Source organism: Candidatus Binatia bacterium, assembly GCA_026415395.1.
GTDB lineage: Bacteria > Desulfobacterota > Binatia > HRBIN30 > HRBIN30 > HRBIN30.
On sequence record JAOAHD010000007.1, the window covers coordinates 1,041,226 to 1,059,624 of the forward strand.

Here is an 18,399-nt window from a genome sequence, read left to right on the forward strand (position 1 = left end):
CGCGCAGCGGAAAGCCGCAGAAAAGCAGCCCCTACAGCCTCAACGGAGTTTCCGCGAAGGTCCCGTGGAGCGGCGTGACGGCGTACAATTTTGTACAAAAGTCACAAATTCGTCGCGGCCAGCCGGTTATCTCCGGGGTCGGAGGAGATGCTCGTGGCTGAGGGCAAGGTAGTCGAACCCTAAGCTTGGTTCCCCTCAGGGCGGATGCCGAGCTTATCCATTTTATATTTGAGGATCCGCCGAGTGGTGCCGAGGATCTCTGCGGCTCGAGTCTGGTTATACTGGGCTTGTTCCAACGCCCGACGAATGAGCTCTTGTTCGAACTGATCAACGGCTTCGCTGAGACGCGTTTCGCCCCTGAGGACGCTTTGTTGCGCGGGATGAAATTGTGATTGTTTCGGGTTGGCAATGTACTCAGGGAGGTCCGCAGGCGTCATGACAAGCTGGGTCGAGAGAACCATCGCCCGTTCGACAACATTCTCAAGTTCGCGCACGTTGCCGGGCCATGAATACGAAAGAAGAAGATCGAGCGCCTCATTAGAAAAGGCCTTCTCGGGGATCCCGAGCTCGCGTGACTTTAAAGTGAGGAAATGACGGATGAGGGGGACAATATCCTCTCTCCTTTCGCGCAGAGGCGGAATGTGAATCGAAACCACATTGAGCCGATAGTAGAGATCGAGTCGGAATCGGCCTTCGCGCATGCCTTCGTGTAGGTCGCGATTGGTGGCCGCGATCACGCGCACATCCACGCGGATGGGTTGGTTTCCCCCGACGCGGAGAAATTCTCCCTGCTCGAGTACCCGGAGGATTTTGGCCTGAATGGATGGTTGCATTTCGCCGATCTCGTCGAGAAAAATGGTTCCTTGGTCAGCAAACTCAAACTGCCCGAGTTTCCGGGCGTGAGCGTCGGTAAACGCACCACGCTCGTGGCCAAATAGCTCGCTCTCGAGCAAGTTTTCCGGTATGGCAGCGCAGTTAATCGTGACCAGCGGGCGATGAGCCCTGGGACTGTGGTAATGCAAAGCCTTGGCGATGAGTTCTTTCCCTGTGCCGCTTTCGCCCGTGATGAGCACCGTCGTTTTCAACGGCGCAACGCGCGCTACCGTGGCCAAAATCTCCTGCATCTTGGGCGATCGCGCGATAATATTTTCAAAACTGTAGCGGCGGCCGACTTCCGAACGCAGACTCTCCACTTCCTGCACGAGTGCAGCCGATTGAACGGCGCGCTCCACGATCAGCAGAAGCTCCTCGACATCAAAGGGTTTGGTCACATAGTCGAACGCCCCAAGCTTCATGGCCGTGACCGCCGTTTTTACTGTTTTGGTCGCGGTCAGCATGATCACCTGAGGCGAGGGCACCCGCTGTTTGATCTTTTCCAACACCTCCAGTCCATCCATGCCGGGGAGCAAAATGTCCAAAAGGACAACGTCCACCGGGTTGGTCGCAAGCAAATCCAACGCAGCCTGCCCGGTGCCCGCCGAGATGACTTCGTATTGGTCCTTGAGGATCAGGGTTAAGGATTGGCGAACACTGGGTTCGTCATCCACGATGAGAATGCGTCTCTTCATCATAAGCGTCTGCCATCTTGGTTGCAGAGGTGAACGCGACGAGGATGCGACGAACGGTGCCCTCGCGACGCTCATCTAGCTTGGCTCCGTTACGTTCAAGCAAGGACCGGGCGATCAAAAACCCCAAAGGTTCGATTCCGGCCCGAGCCACGGGTTGAAGGTCCACGTAGCCGCCGAGCCGTTCAACGACGCCGGTGTGCGGCTGTGGAAAACGAATCTCGACTGCGGTGCTGTTCCTGCTGGGTTCAATCGCTAGCGTGGCACCTTCATCGAGATCGCGCAGCACGGCACGGAGGAGATTTTCCAATGCAAAGCTGAGTTGGGCAGGGTCTCCAGAGATCGTGTTCCCTTCTGCCGGAACATAGTGGAGCACGATTTGCTTCTCCGAGAGCACCGGAGCGAGTTCCGCCAGCGCTGGCGCCAGCACTGCATTTACCGATGTTTGCTGAGGCGCGGGTGGACCAAAGCGAGCAAAACGCAGCAGGTTTTCGAGGAGCTGGTCCATCCGGTTCACTGCCTCGCCAGCAAGCTGTGCAATTTGTTCGCGACCGGTTTCGTCGTTCAGCAGGCGCTCAAGGTGTTGGCTAATCGTCTTGATCGTAACAAGGGGATTCTTGAGCTCATGGGCAAGCTCGTTGAGCAACACCTCGAGTTGCCGTGTCGTAGCACTGGCGCCCACGACGGATGCGTTACGCGTCTCGTCTGCCGAACCCAACCCTGGTGAGGCTAGCGATCGCGGTCGATCAGGTGGCTCGAAGAGGATTTCTTCCGCGCCGATGGGCCGATGGCGGACGAGCGTCATGGTTCTCGCAAGCACTGCCTCTAATTCCGATAGGTTGCCCAGCCAAAGGTAGTGCTTCAAAAGGTCCCAAGCTTGGGGTGTGAAGGTCGCGGGGCTCACGTGCAGCAAACTGCTGAGCCTGGCGCTCTCCGCAGCAATGATGTGAGGCAGCTCCGCAGCGCGTTCTCGCAGCGGCGGTAGTGGAATGGAAAACACGGCGAGTTGGTGCAACAAAGTCGGATTTGCGTGAGTCCGTTCGGCCAGCTCATCGGGGCCCGTCCTGCTCAAAGAGATGAGCCACACGCGGCGGTTGGCGGTGCGCATCCAGTCGAGCATTTCTGCAAGTCCGGCTTCGGTCGAGGAACACCCTGTGTCGAGCCCACGGACGCATACAGTCACACCGCTTGCGGACGCGCCTTTCTTCAGCCCCTGTACGAACTGCGGCGTAAGGTTCGAGGCGTTGACAATTTCAACGGTGGCATTGCCGCTTGCCCGATGCATGGCGCGGGCTAGCCTCAGTTTCCCGGTTCCTGGCTCCCCATGAATCAGGGTGGGAAGTCGTGTGCGGAGGGCTCCCCGCACTATGCCTGCTACTTCCGGGGGAAGCAGCGGGGGAGGAAACGAAGGAAGGAGCAGCTCCCTGCGGTCTTCTTGTGCCGCCGCCCAGATTTCGCGTACTCGACGTCGCAACACGTAGGGTTGGAAGAGGCGTGGCAAAGCGGAGGACTCGGCTGAGCGGTCGCCCTCGCTCTGGATCCACAGCACCGGTACGTCAGGCGCCAACCGAGCCAGCGTTTCAGCAGACACGGCTCCGCGCTCCACAATCAGAAGGTCGCCTGGGAAGGGAGTCGGAAGATTGGCGAAGGCCTCCGGGGTGAAGCGCGTCACCTGGTGCTCCCGCAGCACAATGGCCACGGTTTCCCGGATGCTGGGAGACTGATCGACAACTCCGATCTTCAGGCGCTCCACTCCACCAACTCCTTACCCGCCCTTTGCGCCATGGTTTTAGGGCTACCAGTGGAGTCCCGTATCCCCAAAGGTGTACAAAAGTCAACTCAGTGAACCGAGGGCGCAGCCGTGAGCCACGAAGAGGAGACCTTGAAAAGGCCATCTATTCGAGCCCACCCGGCTTTTTCTCCGAGCACCGTTTGCGGGTTGCACAAAGTCGCTTCCCTCAGGCATGTTGACTGAACAGGACAAGGAACGGCAAACTTTTCGGGGTCCACGGCTATGGCAAAAACTCGGACGCTTCCGCATGGTCTGGCCTTTGCGCCGGTAAAGATCGGTGTCTTGATCGACATCGACATGGGCACCAAGGAAGATTTCCTCAGCACACTGCGGGTCGCCTTCGAACTGGCCGATGCCGAGGGGCGACTTCCAAGGACGGTGGAGCTCGTGGTCAAAGAGGCCATCGGCCTACCGCGTCTGGAAGCCCGCAATACGGTGCGAGGCTACGGAGAATTGGTGGAGTCTGGAGTGCTAGGGGTCATCGGGCCATTGATTACGGACAACTCTTTGGCCCTCAAGCAGGAAATTGAGCGCTGTGGTGTTCCGGCGATTACCTGGACCGGCACTGACCGTTACTTCGGCGAGTACTGCTTTAATTTGGGTAACGGCGGCCTGGCAGAAGAAGGCGCATTGATGGCAAATTGGATTTGCCGCCAGGGACTGAAGCGCGTGGCCATGATGCACGAGCTCAGTCCCGGCGGGATCGAGTATGCCGTGAATTTTCGATACTTCGCACAGCGACATGATCTCGACATTATCGCTGAAGCCTACACGAGCCAGACACCGACGGACCTCGAGTCGGCGATCCGGAAGTTGCGCGCGGCGGAGCCAGACTGCCTCGCTTATCTCGGTTACGGGTACCCAACGATCCTGCTAGGCCCGATATTCCGCCAGTTGAACTGGAATCCGGCGCGGATCATGACCACAGCGTTTCAGTTTTGCTACGCGAAGCCGGAATGGATGGCGGCGCTTGAGGGCTGGTACGGAATCGATCAGCTCTGTGAGCAAAACCCTCGGCTGCAGCCGGTGCTCGATCGAGTCGCAGCAGCGACCGGCAAGCGGTGCGACCACACGGTGACGGCTCTGGCTTGGGATACAGCGATGCTCATCGCCGAAGGGCTTGCTCGCGCCCCGCTGTTGACGCCCGCCGGCTTTAAAGAGGGTTTGGAGAAGGTGCGGATGCTCCCGGCTGTGAACGGGGGACCGCGAACGCACATCAGTATGGGACCTTTTGACCATAAAGGCTACAAGGGTGATTGGCTGCTCATCCGCAAAATCGAAGGCGGGAGGACTGTCTTTGTCGAGTTGTACGAACCTTGTCGCTTGCACTGAGTGAGGATCTAGCGGGCGCGAGGAGTGAGCGATGGACGACTTTGGACCCGCGGCCCCGTTGGAGCAGGCGAAGAGAGAGTACCTCACAGTTGTGCGCAGCGATGTGATCGACGCTGCGGGTCATTGGTTTGGCAACCTGTTCCAACGCCTTCGTGCGCTAGAGCAAAGCCTCGACCTTGCGGAAAGTCCACTTGCGGGGGCACTGCGTTCGACCACAGATGATCTTGACCGGCTGGCGCAGCTCCTTCTGGATTATATCGGAGAATCCGGGACGCAGTTGGATTGCATCCGGGCAGCCGACGTGATGCACAATTTTGTGCAGCTGCTGGCACAAGAGTTCCAGGTGCGGGTTGGGCCGGAAGAGCCGGACCAGTCTCAGCAGGAATTGCTGGTAGACGTGCGCGCGCTCACGAAAGTGCGGAGCTACTTTCCGGCACTGGTGGTCGAGTGTGGTACGAGTGCCGGTGCGGCAGTGATGGTTCAGCTGGCGGGACAATCAGGGGTCAACTCGTTGTCTATCGAAGTTCGGACAGAGGTTGTTTGTCGCCGGCTGACGGCCGCGGGCGAGCTCTATTGTGCGGTGATTGACAAATTGGTCTCATCGTTCGGTGGGGAATTTGAGTTCGTGGATGGAGAGGGAAAAGCGGCAACTTGGGTCTTTCGATTCCCCGTTCGCCGGGGGCGTGGGGGTGCGAATAGATGAATGGGAGGATCCTGATTGTCGACGACGATCCTCTGATCCGCCGGCAATTGCAGCACCTGTGTGAGCAGCAGGGTTACCCCGCGGATGTGGCCCAAGACGGTAGCGAGGCGCTGACGCGGCTGCAGGAGCGCTCGTACTCCTTGGTGCTCCTCGATCTCATGATGCCTGGCAGAGACGGTGTCAGTCTCCTCACGGAGCTCAGGCAGCGTTGGCCGCGCGTGGATGTTGTGATCGTCACCGCCCATGGGTCGGTTCGCGGGGCGGTGGAAGCCATGCGTCGAGGCGCCACGGATTACCTTACGAAACCCTTTTCTCCTGAAGAGCTCTCCCTTGCCATTCGGCGCGTCTTCGATCGGCGGCAGCTTTTGGAGGAAATTCAGGTCCTAAAAGATCGACTCGCCGAACGATACCGCTTCGCCAACATGGTGAGCCGTAATGCCCGGATGCGAGAGCTGTTCCGGCTGATTTCTTCGCTGGCGAATGCCGATGTGACTGTCCTGATCACGGGCGAGTCGGGAACCGGGAAGGAGCTCGTGGCGCGCGCACTCCATGAGCAAGGCAAGCGGCGCGAGGGGCCGTTCGTTGCCATCAACTGTGCGGCAATCCCGGAAAACCTACTCGAAAGCGAGTTGTTCGGTTACGAGAAGGGGGCGTTCACGGGGGCGTACACCAGTCGTGCCGGTAAGATCGAGGCGGCTCACGGTGGGACGCTTTTCCTCGACGAGGTTGAGAGCATCCCGCTGGCAATGCAAAGCAAACTGCTGCGGGTGTTGGAAGGGCGCAGCATTGAGAGACTGGGGAGCAACGAGCGCATTCATGTGGATATGCGGGTTGTGGCGGCGAGCAATGAGGATCTCACCGAGTGTGTTGCCAGTGGTAGAATGCGGGAGGACTTCTACTACCGCATCGCCGTGGTGCCAATTCAACTGCCAGCTCTCCGTGAGCGCCGCGAGGACATCCCCCTGTTAGCCGCAGAGTTCTTGCAGCAACACCCGCTTGCGGTGGAAAAAGGCATCGACTGTATCGCCGAGGACGCAATGGTGGCGCTGATGGCGTATCCTTGGCCAGGTAATATTCGTGAACTGTGGAATGTGCTCGAACGAGCGATTGTAACTGCGGAGGGGCGCACAATTACTCGCGTGGACGTATCGACCCCACGAACACGAGAGACGAATTTGCCGGATTTCTGCTCGGCGGACCGGCCCCTTCGAGAGTTTGTGCGCAGTGCAGAGCGCTGGTATGTAGAACAGTTGCTGAAGCGATTTCACGGAAATGTCACCCAGGCGGCTCGCCATGCGGGGATCGATCAGGCAACCTTGCACCGTAAAGTACGGGACCTGGCGATCCGCGTGGCTGCTTTTCGGAAGGAATGAGTTACCAATGCCTCCTGTTCTCGATGTTGACGGTTCCAGAAAGACCTATTCGACGCGGAAGCAGGAGAGGGCTTCGCGCGTGAGGAGGACGACCCTTCATGTATTGCGAGTTCTACCAGTTACAGGAGCGCCCATTTAACGTTACCCCGGACCCGAAATTCTTGTACTTAAATGCGCGGTACCGAGAGGCCATCGCCTCGCTGCACTACGGCATCACCCAGCGAAAGGGCTTTATCACCCTGATTGGTGAGGCTGGAACTGGCAAAACCACGCTGCTCAAGCGTTTGCTGGACGAGTTGGATCAGAATACGCGTACCGTGTTCTTGTTCAACACCAACGTGAGCTTCGAAGAGATTCTCGAGTACATGTTCGCCGAGTTCGACCTGCCGGTTCACAGTGGCAAGAAACTCTACATGCTGCAGCGGCTAAACATGTTTTTGCTGGAGGAGCTCCGCAACGGGCGAAATGTCGCGTTATTGATCGACGAAGCCCAAGATCTGGAATACAGCGTTCTCGAAGACTTGCGCCTGTTATCCAACTTGGAGACTGCGAAAGAGAAAATCATTCAAATCGTTTTGTCAGGCCAGCCAGAGTTAGGCCAGAAACTGAGTAACCCGATTTTGCGGCAGTTGCGGCAGCGAATTAGCGTGAATTGCCGGTTGTTGCCGCTGTCGAAAGACGAGGTGTCGGAATACATTCGTTTTCGCCTGGAGGCTGCTGGTGCACCCGATGCCAAGTTGTTCACCCGGGACGCGGAAGAACGGATCTATCATTTCTCGCGGGGCATTCCGCGCTTAGTGAACGTGATTTGCGACAATGCCTTGGTCATCGGCTACGCGATGGGTAAAAAGCGGATCACGGCCGATATCATTGACGAAGCTGCTGCTGACTTGCTGCCCGCAGAGAGCGCTTCGGTGCAGCCAGACCACAATTCCCACAGCGCCGGCGGCGAGGTCGCTCAGCAGTCAGATGCGCGTCAGGTGCGACGATCCTGGTGGCAGACCCTGGCAACGGGTGGTGCTCTCGTCGCCATTGGATTCGGCGCGTGGACGGCTGGGCGGGCTGTGTGGGAGGCTTATTCTGTCCAGGCTCCGAGGGAGGAGCAGGTCAACCACGTCAGGGAGATCGCTGTGGCCCCAGCGGACGGGTCGGGCGCGGAGGCGAACATTCAATTGCCTGGGCCCCAGGGGCCGGGGGTGAGCGCCGGTTTGCCGGCGTTGCCGGTAGAGAAACACGACCGGGGTGAACCCGCTGGGGCGCTCACAGAAGCAAACACGGAGGAGGCAGAGCTGGCAAGCGCTAAAGTGGAAGGTTCTGTCAGGGGTTCGGAGAAGGACGTGGCGCCTGTGGTCGAAGCGCCTCAGACGGTTCCGGGCACAACCACCAAGATGGCCACGCGCTTGGCGATGCTCGCGGACGTACCAACGTCCTCCGAGGAGGTGCCAGGAGAAGCGCCTCGGGATGGCAGCTTAGAGCGTACAGGCGCGGAGGCTGCGCAAGTGGCGGCAGGCTCGGTAGCGGTTGTTGTGGGCGCGAAGGTTTCCGACAAAGAGGACGAAAGAGCGGACGCTAGAGAAACCTACACTGCAGATCGAGCTGCAATGGAGCGCCCATCCGGTGCGGTCCGCGTTCTCGAGGCGAGAGCGGCCGGTGGCAGCGCCCCAGTGGAGGATGGGTCAAAGGAGGTGGGTCAAACGGTAACCGGGGTCCCGGAGATCGACGCTAAAGAATACAAAAACTTGGTTGTCCGGCCTGGTGACTCGTTATCGGGGATCGCGCGCGCAAGGTACGGGCAGTCGAGTTATACGATTCTTGACCTGATCAAACTTGCCAACCCCCAAGTGCGTGATGTGGACTGGATCTTGCCCGGGCAGACGCTCCGCCTTCCGGACTTGCACGAGGGGCCCCCTGTGGTTCGTGAAGCTCCAGACCGTTACGTGCTGCTCATCTTTACGACTCCCAATGGTCAGCGAGCTCAAGCGTTGGCGCAGGCCCTCCGGCGGCACGGTTTCGAGAGCGAGATTCGCCCAACCGAACTCGGCACCCAGAAGAGGGTCTTTCGTGTCACAGTGCGGGCAGGCTCGACCCGGAGTGATGCACTGAGTACTGGGCTGGCCTTGCAACGAGTTCTGCGCGAAGATGCAGAGATAGCCCGATTAGGGCAATAGGGTCGCGGTTGCTGCCCTCGCTTGGACTCTTCGCGAGGGACGCCCAGAAAACAGGCAAGCGGAGCTGTCGCCTGTGCGCGCAAGCGCTAAGTGGGCCTTGGTGTGCAGAGAAGGCTCGCCTTGAGGAAACCCATCCAAATAGAGGGACCAATGAGGAGAGATGAGGCGGTAGTGTCCAGGGTTGTCGGCTCGGCTGCTGCGGCGGCGTGGGGCGCGAGTTTGGTAGGGTGTTTCGAGGCGAGCGTCATTGCTCTGAGTGGAGGGGGGCTTTCCGAGTATGGCTTATTTCCCTTTGGTTTTTGGGCCTACGCGGCTTTAGGGGTTACACTGTCCCTGCCGATCGTCGTGGTGGGGCCGTGGGTCCGGGCCCGTTGGCAACAGCCGGAAGGTGCATTGCAAGCTTTGACTTCGGGGGCGGTCGCATTTCCGATCACTCTAGTGGTAGCTCGGTACCACCTCGCCCAGCGCTATTTCGGGGAGCAAATGCCGGCTCCGTGGAGCGGGGTTGGTCTTTTACTCTACCCCGGTTTGGTTGTGTGTGCCTTACTTGTAAGCCTTTTAATCGCTGTCCTTGTGGTTGCGGTTCGGGGGCGCGGAAGGTTTACGTCCGTACGGCTCGGCGCTTCGTGGGCTGTTGCCTTTGCGCTGCTGACGGTTGGCGCGCGGGCATTGCGAGTTGAAGAGCCTGCTCCATTGCGGCAGGCGCGAGCGACTAAGCCCTCTCCCAACGTGGTTCTTTTCGTTGTGGACACATTGCGCGCCGATGCTTTGGGCATCGCTGGCGGGCAGGCAAAAACCCCTCACATGGACGCTCTTGCCGCTGACGGGGTTTGGTTTCGTGACGCGTATGCGCAATCATCTTGGACTCGGCCATCCATTGCTACGATTTTGACCGGCGAGTACCCCGCTGTGCATGGTGCGGTGCACAAATTCGACCCGCTCCCCGAAGACATGGAAACCTTGGCAGAACGATTGCGGGCGGCGGGCTATTGGACCGCCGCGTTCGTCACCAACATCAATGTGGCGCCGATCTTCAACTTCGATCAGGGGTTTGGCGAATACCACTACTTAGCGCCGAGCTTTTACTTCGGTGCCTCCGATTCCGCGACTCGGCTTTCAATTTACAAGCTCCTTCGCCTCTTACGCGAACGGTTCCTGCACCGGCGCATTTATTACTACCACTATTATCAGGATGCAGCGGTGGTCACAGACCATGTTTCACGGTGGCTGGCCGAATCGCCCCCCGAGCCCTTCTTCCTCTTCATCCATTACATGGACCCTCACGACCCGTACTTCGAGATCCCGTACAATGGCCGCGGAATTGCGCGCGTGGCGGAGCCGAACCCCCCTCCCGAACGAGCGGAGGAGATGCGGCGGCTTTACGCCTCCGACGTAGCATATTTCGATCAGCACTTCGGAGCTCTGATTGAGCGGTTCCGCCAACGCGGCCTGTATGAAAGAACCCTCTTTGTTCTGACTGCGGATCACGGAGAAGAGTTTTACGAACATGGCGGTTGGTGGCACGGAACGACATTATACGAGGAGCAAATCCGAGTTCCCCTGATTATCCGGCTTCCCGCTGGCGCAAACCGAGCACAGCAGCGAACGGATCTTGCACAGACCTTGGACATTGTGCCGACGGTGTTGGCCCAGGCAGGTTTGCCAGTGCCGCATGAACTACCGGGGCGTGACCTCTTTTCGAACCGCGAGCAGCCGGAGGTTCTGTATGCACACGAGAGCTTGGAGGGCAACGAGATTGAGGCTCTGCGTTGGGGCCCTTGGAAGCTCATTGTTGCTAATGAGGGGAATCCGCGGGGGCTGCCGCGTGTGGCACTCTTTCATTTAATTGATGATCCGTTTGAACAAGCAGATCTAAGGGGACGACACCCCGAGATCGTGCAGGAACTCAGTGCAAAGCTTGAGAAGTTTCGGGGCGACGTTCAAAAGGGCGTCCGAAATCACCGGTGAAAGAAACGACCGATGTTGTTGATCGTTGGTTGGGATGGTGCCTCACCAAACCTCGTAGAGCCGATGATCCGCAAGGGGCGGCTCCCCAACCTCGCGGCTCTCCGTGCGCGCGGCGTTTGGGGTCGGGTGCGCGCTCCTTGGCCGCCAGTGACCTTCCCGAGCTGGACCACGTTCATGACAGGCGTCAACCCAGGCCGTCACGGTATTTTTGATTTCACTTGCAGGGAGCGCGGGACATACCAAGTTCGTTTTGTCAACAGCACGTGGCGGCGAGCTCCTACCATCTGGTCGATCCTCAGTGGTGTTGGAAGGCGCGTTTGTGTGCTTGGCCTACCGGCCACGTATCCGCCCGAGGCAGTGAACGGGATTATGTTGAGCGGTTTTGACACGCCCGTGACCACTTGGGCGGACGATAGTTTCGTGTATCCGCGGGAACGCGCAGCGGAGATCGCCTCTCTCGGCGGATTCCCCTTCGCCGACTTCCAAGAGTTCCGCGTCAATTCAAAGTGGTACGCACGCGCGCGCCAGCGGTTGTTGCGTGGGATTGAACAAAAATTGCGGGTGGCTGCGCACTTCCTCAAACAAGAAGCCTGGGATTGTTTCCTCGTACTCTTCGGAGAGTCGGATACCGTAGCCCACCACTTCTGGCACTTTTCCGATCCGCACAGCCCATTCGCGCCGGAAAGCGCAGACCCGTTGATGGGCAACGTGATCGAGGAGGTTTACCAGGCGCTGGACGAGGCGTTGGCGCGACTTATGAAACTGGCTCCGGATGCCGACGTTTTGGTTGTGTCTGATCACGGGTTCGGTGGAGTAGGGTTGCGGAGGATCCACCTGAACCGGTGGCTGCAAGAGCACGGCTGGTTACGATTCCTCGCCTCTCGCAGCTGTTTGGTGCCTGCTTGGATGAAGCCCCTCGCCCTCTCTGTGATGCCTCCGCGTTTCCAGCGCATCCTGTTCAACGGGTACGGCGGTAGGTGGTCGAGTGCACTAGAGACCGCGGCGCGTTTTCGGGGAATTGACTTCGCGAGATCCGCTGCCTTTTCTGAAGAACTTGGCTACTTCCCGAGTCTTTGGTTGAACGTGAAGGGCCGGGATCCCCTCGGGGTGGTGTCGCAGAGCGATTATACGCGTGTGCGTAGCGAGATTCGGGATGCGCTGCTGGCTTGGCGTCATGAGGACAGCGGTCGACCGGTTGTTCGATCGGTGTGGTTTCGTGAGGAAGTTTACACTGGTCCTTATGTTGTTGATGCTCCCGATCTCTTGCTCGAAGTGTGCGAAGACGAAGCGGGGTACGCCGTCGTTCCAGCAAGCAGCGGCGGTCGGGCCGGTCCAGTAGTGACTACTATCGATTTGAGCAGTTGGCGGGGAGGCAAACTGCAAGGGTTGAGCGGGGCCCATTGCCGGAACGGGATATTCGCTCTGGGTGGTCCTTCCGTCGTGACGGTAGGCAACGCGGGAACTGTGGACATGGTGCAATTTGCGCCTGCTGTCCTTCAACTGTGCGGGGTGTCCTCTACGCCACAATTTTTTGATGGAGAAACTTTTGCGTCCATTGTAAGCACGTCGTCATTGGCCGCAGCGTCCAACGTGTGCGGTGCAATTCGAAGTCCGAGGGCTTACTCAAAGGAAGAAGAGGTAGAAATTTCGAAACGCTTGGAGGACCTAGGGTACCTGTGATGATTGGCGCTGAATTGCCGAGTCAGCTGCGCGTGGGCGTGGTCGCGCCTTGCCCCTTTCCCTCGGCGCGCGGGTCGCAAGCGTTGATTCGCGAGGTGGCGGAAGCGTTAGCTGCGAGGGGACATCAGGTGCATGTGATTTCGTACCCCTTGGGAGAGCACCTGGTGCCGATCCGTGGCATTACACTGCACCGCACCTGCACGCTTTGGGGGAAATGGATCGAGCGCCTTCCTTGGCTGCTGCGTAAGCTGGTGTGGGATTGCTTTTTGGTCCTAACCGTATACGCGGTTGTGAAGAAACACCGGATTCATGTGTTGCATGTGCACAACTACGAGGGTCCGGTAGTTGCCTGCATCGCTAGGTGGTTGAGCGGTTGCCCCGTGGTGTACCATGCCCACAACTTGCTGTGCGATGAACTCCCAGCATATTTCCGGGTTCCTATAATGCGGTGGCTTGCCCGCCGGACAGGCCATTTGGCCGATCGCTGGATCCCCCGCTTGGCGGACGCCGTGGTGGTACTCTCGAGAGCGCAGAAGGAGGGGTTGGCTGATTGTGGCATTGATCCAGATCGCATTGCCGTCATACCGCCTGCGGCCCCGGAACTCAGCCGCAAGGACACGAAGATTGCGAGGACCCGCACGTTGTTATCGGACAGGTTTATTCTCGGTTACGCCGGCAATTTAGATGCATACCAAGATTTGGAACTGCTCGCCCGAGCATTTTGCTTGCTCAGGGAATGCACCCCGAACGTGGGTCTGCTCCTGGTGACGCATGAACACGATTGGACGAAGCTTGCCCCGGGAGAGCTGAGAGCAATAGCCGGATCTCCAGACGTTGAAGTTGTCGTCTGCCGGAGTTTTGAAGAGGTCCGACTTTGGCTCCAACGAGCAGATCTTTGGGTCTGTCCGAGGAGTTCTTGGTCCGGCTTTCCGATCAAGGTCATCAACGTTGCAGCGCTGGGAAAGCCGGTGGTGATTTCGTCGGGCGTTGCAAGGGGGGTACAGTGGACGGATCCGGAGACCATATTTGAGGCCGGTAACGCTGAGGCGCTGAGGGACCTCCTGATGCGCATGGTGCAAAGTCCCCACGCGCTCGAACATGCGGCCCAAGCTGCGCTGCGGTGGGTTTCTTGCTTGCCAGCGGCTGCTCAGGTGGCTGAGTCCATGGAGCGAGTATTTCGATCGGCTTGGTGGTTCTGCAACAATGGTCTTGGCTCGTTGTTGCGAATTGCAGAACACGATTTGGGTGTTGATAGGCATCCTTGGACTTCATATAAGCGAGCGGATGTTAGCCGGGAGGACGAGGCCCGTGCGTGAGCGACGGTGTTGGCTGATTCTGGGGATCGTAGTCTTCAACGTATGCACTTGGGCTTTTGCCGCCGGATGCGCACGACGGGCTGCCCCGACTGCGGCGTTACCGCCATTGGATGCTCCTCTGCCCCTGCCGCCCGGGCAGACACCACCCTACAGGATTAAGCCTGGTGACTTACTCCGAATCAAGTTCCTATATCACCCGGAGCTGGATGTGAAGGTGCCAGTCCGCCCGGACGGAGGGATTTCGCTGCAAATGGCTGGTGACATTCACGTGGCCGGTCTCACCACGGACGAGCTAGCGCGTCTCATCGTTGAGCGAACGCAAGACCGATTACGGGAGCCTGAGGTGTCGGTTCTGGTGGCGCAGACTGCTGATCTGAGGGTTTACGTGATGGGGGAAGTGCGGGTGCCGGGCATTGTCCCGTATCGCGAGGGCATGACGCCCTTACAAGCAATTGCTGACCGAGGAGGATTTTTGGACACTGCTAGGGTCGACAGTGTTCTGCGGCTCTCCCCCGGCGACAACGAGTACCAAGGCACGCGCTTAGACTTGGCACAAGCCCTGAAGAGTGGTGCTCCGGAGGATGTGGAGCTGCGTCCCGGTGATGTCTTGTACGTGCCGCGCACGTTTATCGGTGATGTGAACGCGTTTGTGCGCTTGTATATCCGGGGCTTGCTTCCGGTCGAGCCGCGCGTGGGTGCAGGCACGTCGTTCTAGAGGCCGAAAGCGAACCCTGATATGGCATTCGAGCCCCAACGGCGCCCAAACAACGTACGAAACACCTCCCTCGGAGGTCCGGGAAACTTTGGCGGCAACGCCGGCTGGAATGGCAATGGGGGTTTTGGGGGCGCCGCCAGCGATCAAGTCCGTGACATCCTGCATGTTTTGTTCAAGCATAAACGCCTCATCGCGGGGCTGTTTCTAGCAGTGGCTCTCCCTGGACTGATTAGTACGCTGCTGCAGCGGCCGAAATACCTGGCTAGCGCGAAGGTGATGATCTCAGCTTCGCGGACCGATCCTACGGTTCAGCCGACCGACGTAACGAAGCTAGAGCCGGTTCAACTGAACGAGTCCCTCGTGAACACAGAAGTCCACATCGTAACCAGCCGAGACCTATTGGCCTCGGTGTTGGAGTCGCTCGCAGTCGATGGAAAATCGGGTGTGGCCCGGGTTTCGCAGAAAACTGCAGCGGCTGACCAACTTGCCGCCTTTCAAGCTTCTCTCGCTGTAACCCCGATTAAGGCATCGAATGTCATTCAGATTGACTACCGGCATACCGATCCGGCGTATGCCGCTCGTGTCGTGAACCAGTTGGTCGATGAGTATTTAGCCTATCACGCAGAGGTTCACGGCAACAAAGAGTTGCCTCGTTTCTACGACGAGCAGAGGCGAGCTCTGGAGCAAGAACTCCGGCGCGCGGAACGGGCGCTCATCGAATTTACGAGTAAAGAAGGTGTAGTGTCGCCAACAGATGAAATTTCCGCGACGGTGCGGTTGGTAGCAGAGACGGCCAGTGTGCTCCGCGAGATCAACGCAAGCATTGTGGGAACGGAGGAGCGACTGCGCGTGCTGCGCGAGCAAATTGCCCAGCAGCCGGAGGTAGTGAAGCGCTCGCAATCTTTGGAAATCAATCCGGTTGTTACCCAGCTCACTTCTCAGCTTGTGGATCGACAGCTCGACCGGGTAGCGTTGTTGCGGAAATATACGGAGAAGGACCGTCACGTTCGGGATAATGCGGAGGAAATCGAGGAACTGCGGTCTGCCCTTGAAGCGGAGCTCCGAGACCGGCCTACGATCGTGTCTCACCAACTCTACCGGACCAATCCCCTGCGAGAGGATCGCTTGCGTACGCTCCTCGATTTGGAGAGCCAAATTAGTGAGTTGCGGGCCCGGCAGGCGGCCTTGGAGGACGAATTGAGCCGATCCACGAGGCGTTTGATTTTGCTCCGGCAGAAGGCCGTGGAGTTCCAACGCCTAGAGGACGAAGTGAAAACTCGTCGGGAGGCCTATGAGCTGTACGTCAAGCGGGAGCAAGAAGCTCGCATTAGTCGAGCCATGGACGAGCAAAAGCTGGTTAACGTGAGCGTGGTCCAGCGCCCTGCTTTGCCACTCCCGCGAATCGATACCCGCCGTGTCTCGGCTAGCCTCGCCCTGTTGGCTGGCCTTGTGGTGGGTATTGCCGGAGCGTTTGCAAGGGAGTATGTGAGTCGGCCACTGCGATCGGAAAGCGATGTTGTACGGTTCCTAGGCTTGCCGTTGTTGGGAACTGTTCGTGACGTTGGAACTCGTTGATTGGCGCACGCTGAGGGCGGTGTGAGCAAGATTTACGAGGCGTTGAAAAAGGCGGAAGAGGAGCGGGAACGGGAGCGAACACGCGCGCCCAGTCCGGGAGCTCCTCCGCCAGTTCTCCAGGACCCGGCCGCTGCCATATTGGAGGACTACCAACGGTTGCGCGCCAGCGTTTTGTCGATGACCGTACCCGCCGGTCTCCATACGATTCTCTTGGTGAGTGCTCAGCATGGCGAGGGGACGACAACGGTTGCGTTAGGTCTTGCGATGGCACTGGCACGCGAACGCGAAGCACGCGTGCTGCTGATGGAAGCGAACTTGCGGAGCCCGTCTTTGAGAAACCTGCTGCCGGTGCCGACGAGCTTTGGTCTGTCGGACTATGCGTTGGGGCGGGCCGCGCCGGAAGCGATCGTGACTCGTGTGGATGAATGGAACTTGTCCGTGATCCCAGCGGGTATGCAACCGGCGACCACGGTTGCGGTCGAAGCCATCGAAGCTTTACTCGCTCGCTTGCAGACGCAGTTTGACTTCGTCGTAATCGACGGCCCTCCGGTGAACCTTTACGCTGACGCAGCAGTAATCGCTTCCAAAGTGGACGGGGTGATCTTGGTGTTCGAAGCAGACCGTACCCCTGTGACCGACGCAGAAGCAGCGAAACGCCAACTTGATCGTGTTGGCGCTCGCATTCTGGGCGTGGTGCTGAACCGGCAGCGCTCTTACATCCCAGCGTTCTTGGAGAATTTGCTGTGAGAACTTTCTCCATGAGCGACCGCGCATGGATACAATAGGAATTCCTTTTCCCCGCTCGCGCGAACGAACCTGGGCACCGTTTCTTTTGGTCTTAGGCATTGCCTTGGTTGCAGGGGCGGGCTCCGTTGTCCTGGGTGGGGCTACCGTCCTCCTGGTCCTGGCGGGGTTCTTCCTCGCACTGGTCGTGGCTCGGCCCCACTACGGAATTGCTGTTTTTCTATCGACATTCCTGATGACTTACCCGCGTGCCCTGCAGGGGGTGGGCTTCCTGACGATCAACAACGTGCTGGGGTTGGTCTTTCTCGTACTGCTCGCATACAAGGTGTACCGAGAGCGCGATTGGTGGTTCGTCACCGTGCCCGAAGTCCAACTGCTGGGTTTCGTGGTCGCAATGTATTACATCTCCGGCTGGTTGAACGGGCCTGACCCTCACACTTTAGAGCTCCTCGGGGAACAGGAGCTCAGTGCGGCAAATATGCGGATTTTCGTCAATCGGGTGGCCTTCACTGTGTTCTTCATTGCCTTCATCCGTACGCCTGATCACGTGCGGATGATTTACCTGCTCGGCCTCGCGTTCATGGTGGCGAGTGCCTTAAGCGGTGTGCAGGGCGTCATCCAAGGAGGGGGCTTGTACGGCTACCGCGCCACAACCGAAGCGCGATTAGTGGCAGCCGCCTACAATCCCAACCGCCTGGCAATGCTCGCTGTGTTCTCGGTGGCGGGCCTGTGGTACTTGCGGCGATCGCTCACGTTGCCAGGCTTGAAAATGGCCTTGCTCCTCGCAATCGCCGTGATGGGGCTTGCAGTCTTTATGACTGCTTCCCGCAGTGGGTTACTCGGACTGGTTGTTTGTTTTGTGAGTATCTTGTGGGATGAGCGTGTCGGTGTTCGGGCAGTTGTGAATTGGGTGGTAGGCGCCTTGCTAGTTGGCGTCCTGGTTGCCCAGTTCGTGCCGGAGCGAAGCCTTGAGCGGATCACAAACCTTCCAGGCACCCAGCAAGCGCAAGTGGGGGAGGGAGCGGGTTCGTTGGAGCGGCGGGGACGCGCTTGGGAGGTCGCGTGGGAGTTGTTTCTCGACAGCCCGTTTTTGGGGGTGGGCATGGGGAATTGGGAGATTGCCCGGTTTCTTAAAGACCCAGCGCGATCAACCGCGGCGCCCCACAGCTCGTACCTGCTCACGCTCGTGGAAGGCGGCGTGTTCTGCTTGAGCGCTTTTTTAGTCCTGTTGTGGCGCACGTGGCGGAATTTCCGGCTTGCGGAGGAGTGGATGAGCATGGCACCGCCGTCAGCCGTAACCGATCTGTTGTGGATTGCAAAAGCAGCGAAAGTCAGTCTGATCTCCCTTGCGTTTTTCTCACTGGTCGCGGACCTTTGGCAGTTTGTCTTACTTTTCTGGCTAATCGGGATCGGTGTTGTGCTGCGCCGCCTGGTGGAAGCCGATATGCAGCGGTTGCGGTTGACGTGA

Annotated in this window: 13 protein-coding genes; 11 read left to right on the forward strand and 2 right to left on the reverse strand. The window is 58.7% G+C overall.

From position 1 onward, the window contains the following. Window positions 1-179 precede the first annotated feature (179 nt). Together N3C12_09000 and N3C12_09005 are read right to left on the reverse strand one after the other, a co-directional pair. Window positions 180-1,571: a sigma-54 dependent transcriptional regulator gene (locus tag N3C12_09000; protein ID MCX8072573.1), complete on the reverse strand. Its 1,392-nt coding sequence runs from the start codon at window positions 1,569-1,571 to the stop codon at window positions 180-182. Beyond that, window positions 1,540-3,318, reverse strand: a complete 1,779-nt coding sequence (locus N3C12_09005) for a sigma 54-interacting transcriptional regulator (GenBank protein MCX8072574.1) — start codon at window positions 3,316-3,318, stop codon at window positions 1,540-1,542. The genes N3C12_09000 and N3C12_09005 overlap by 32 nt, the downstream gene beginning before the upstream one ends. Before the next feature lie 261 nt (window positions 3,319-3,579). On the opposite strand from N3C12_09005, the gene N3C12_09010 reads away from it, so the two are divergent. The 11 genes from N3C12_09010 (at window position 3,580) to N3C12_09060 (ending at window position 18,399) form a co-directional block, all read left to right on the forward strand. Continuing rightward, on the forward strand, window positions 3,580-4,689 hold the full coding sequence (locus tag N3C12_09010) for an ABC transporter substrate-binding protein (protein MCX8072575.1): 1,110 nt from the start codon (window positions 3,580-3,582) through the stop codon (window positions 4,687-4,689). Window positions 4,690-4,720: 31 nt separating this feature from the next. After that, a complete protein-coding gene (locus N3C12_09015) occupies window positions 4,721-5,392 on the forward strand; it encodes a hypothetical protein (protein ID MCX8072576.1) in 672 nt (223 codons plus the stop codon). Continuing rightward, a complete protein-coding gene (locus tag N3C12_09020; GenBank protein MCX8072577.1) occupies window positions 5,389-6,765 on the forward strand; it encodes a sigma-54 dependent transcriptional regulator in 1,377 nt (458 codons plus the stop codon). Before N3C12_09015 ends, N3C12_09020 begins: the two co-directional genes overlap by 4 nt. 98 nt (window positions 6,766-6,863) lie before the next feature. Further along, on the forward strand, window positions 6,864-8,933 hold the full coding sequence (locus N3C12_09025) for an AAA family ATPase (protein ID MCX8072578.1): 2,070 nt from the start codon (window positions 6,864-6,866) through the stop codon (window positions 8,931-8,933). 150 nt (window positions 8,934-9,083) lie between these two features. Beyond that, complete coding sequence (locus N3C12_09030) at window positions 9,084-10,901, forward strand: sulfatase-like hydrolase/transferase (protein MCX8072579.1); 1,818 nt, start codon at window positions 9,084-9,086, stop codon at window positions 10,899-10,901. A gap of 12 nt (window positions 10,902-10,913) precedes the next feature. After that, window positions 10,914-12,581: an alkaline phosphatase family protein gene (locus N3C12_09035; GenBank protein MCX8072580.1), complete on the forward strand. Its 1,668-nt coding sequence runs from the start codon at window positions 10,914-10,916 to the stop codon at window positions 12,579-12,581. Beyond that, a complete protein-coding gene (locus N3C12_09040; GenBank protein ID MCX8072581.1) occupies window positions 12,581-13,897 on the forward strand; it encodes a glycosyltransferase family 4 protein in 1,317 nt (438 codons plus the stop codon). The genes N3C12_09035 and N3C12_09040 overlap by 1 nt, the downstream gene beginning before the upstream one ends. After that, the gene (locus N3C12_09045) at window positions 13,890-14,612 is read left to right on the forward strand and encodes a polysaccharide biosynthesis/export family protein (protein ID MCX8072582.1); all 723 of its coding nucleotides are present in this window, start codon (window positions 13,890-13,892) and stop codon (window positions 14,610-14,612) included. The genes N3C12_09040 and N3C12_09045 overlap by 8 nt, the downstream gene beginning before the upstream one ends. Window positions 14,613-14,633: 21 nt before the next feature. Next, window positions 14,634-16,187: a Wzz/FepE/Etk N-terminal domain-containing protein gene (locus tag N3C12_09050; GenBank protein MCX8072583.1), complete on the forward strand. Its 1,554-nt coding sequence runs from the start codon at window positions 14,634-14,636 to the stop codon at window positions 16,185-16,187. 21 nt (window positions 16,188-16,208) lie between these two features. Beyond that, window positions 16,209-16,934 (forward strand): CpsD/CapB family tyrosine-protein kinase, encoded by a 726-nt coding sequence (locus N3C12_09055; protein MCX8072584.1) that lies wholly within the window; start codon window positions 16,209-16,211, stop codon window positions 16,932-16,934. Between the two features lie 25 nt (window positions 16,935-16,959). Then, complete coding sequence (locus N3C12_09060) at window positions 16,960-18,399, forward strand: bifunctional O-antigen ligase/aminoglycoside phosphotransferase family protein (GenBank protein MCX8072585.1); 1,440 nt, start codon at window positions 16,960-16,962, stop codon at window positions 18,397-18,399.

Excerpts from the sequence above, each read along its gene's own strand:
- N3C12_09010 (MCX8072575.1), top strand. The coding sequence starts at position 3,580 with ATGGCAAAAACTCGGACGCTTCCGCATGGTCTGGCCTTTGCGCCGGTA.
- N3C12_09060 (MCX8072585.1), top strand. The coding sequence starts at position 16,960 with ATGGATACAATAGGAATTCCTTTTCCCCGCTCGCGCGAACGAACCTGG.
- N3C12_09000 (MCX8072573.1), bottom strand. The coding sequence starts at position 1,571 with ATGATGAAGAGACGCATTCTCATCGTGGATGACGAACCCAGTGTTCGC.
- N3C12_09050 (MCX8072583.1), top strand. The coding sequence starts at position 14,634 with ATGGCATTCGAGCCCCAACGGCGCCCAAACAACGTACGAAACACCTCC.
- N3C12_09020 (MCX8072577.1), top strand. The coding sequence starts at position 5,389 with ATGAATGGGAGGATCCTGATTGTCGACGACGATCCTCTGATCCGCCGG.
- N3C12_09015 (MCX8072576.1), top strand. The coding sequence starts at position 4,721 with ATGGACGACTTTGGACCCGCGGCCCCGTTGGAGCAGGCGAAGAGAGAG.
- N3C12_09035 (MCX8072580.1), top strand. The coding sequence starts at position 10,914 with ATGTTGTTGATCGTTGGTTGGGATGGTGCCTCACCAAACCTCGTAGAG.
- N3C12_09025 (MCX8072578.1), top strand. The coding sequence starts at position 6,864 with ATGTATTGCGAGTTCTACCAGTTACAGGAGCGCCCATTTAACGTTACC.
- N3C12_09030 (MCX8072579.1), top strand. The coding sequence starts at position 9,084 with ATGAGGAGAGATGAGGCGGTAGTGTCCAGGGTTGTCGGCTCGGCTGCT.
- N3C12_09040 (MCX8072581.1), top strand. The coding sequence starts at position 12,581 with ATGATTGGCGCTGAATTGCCGAGTCAGCTGCGCGTGGGCGTGGTCGCG.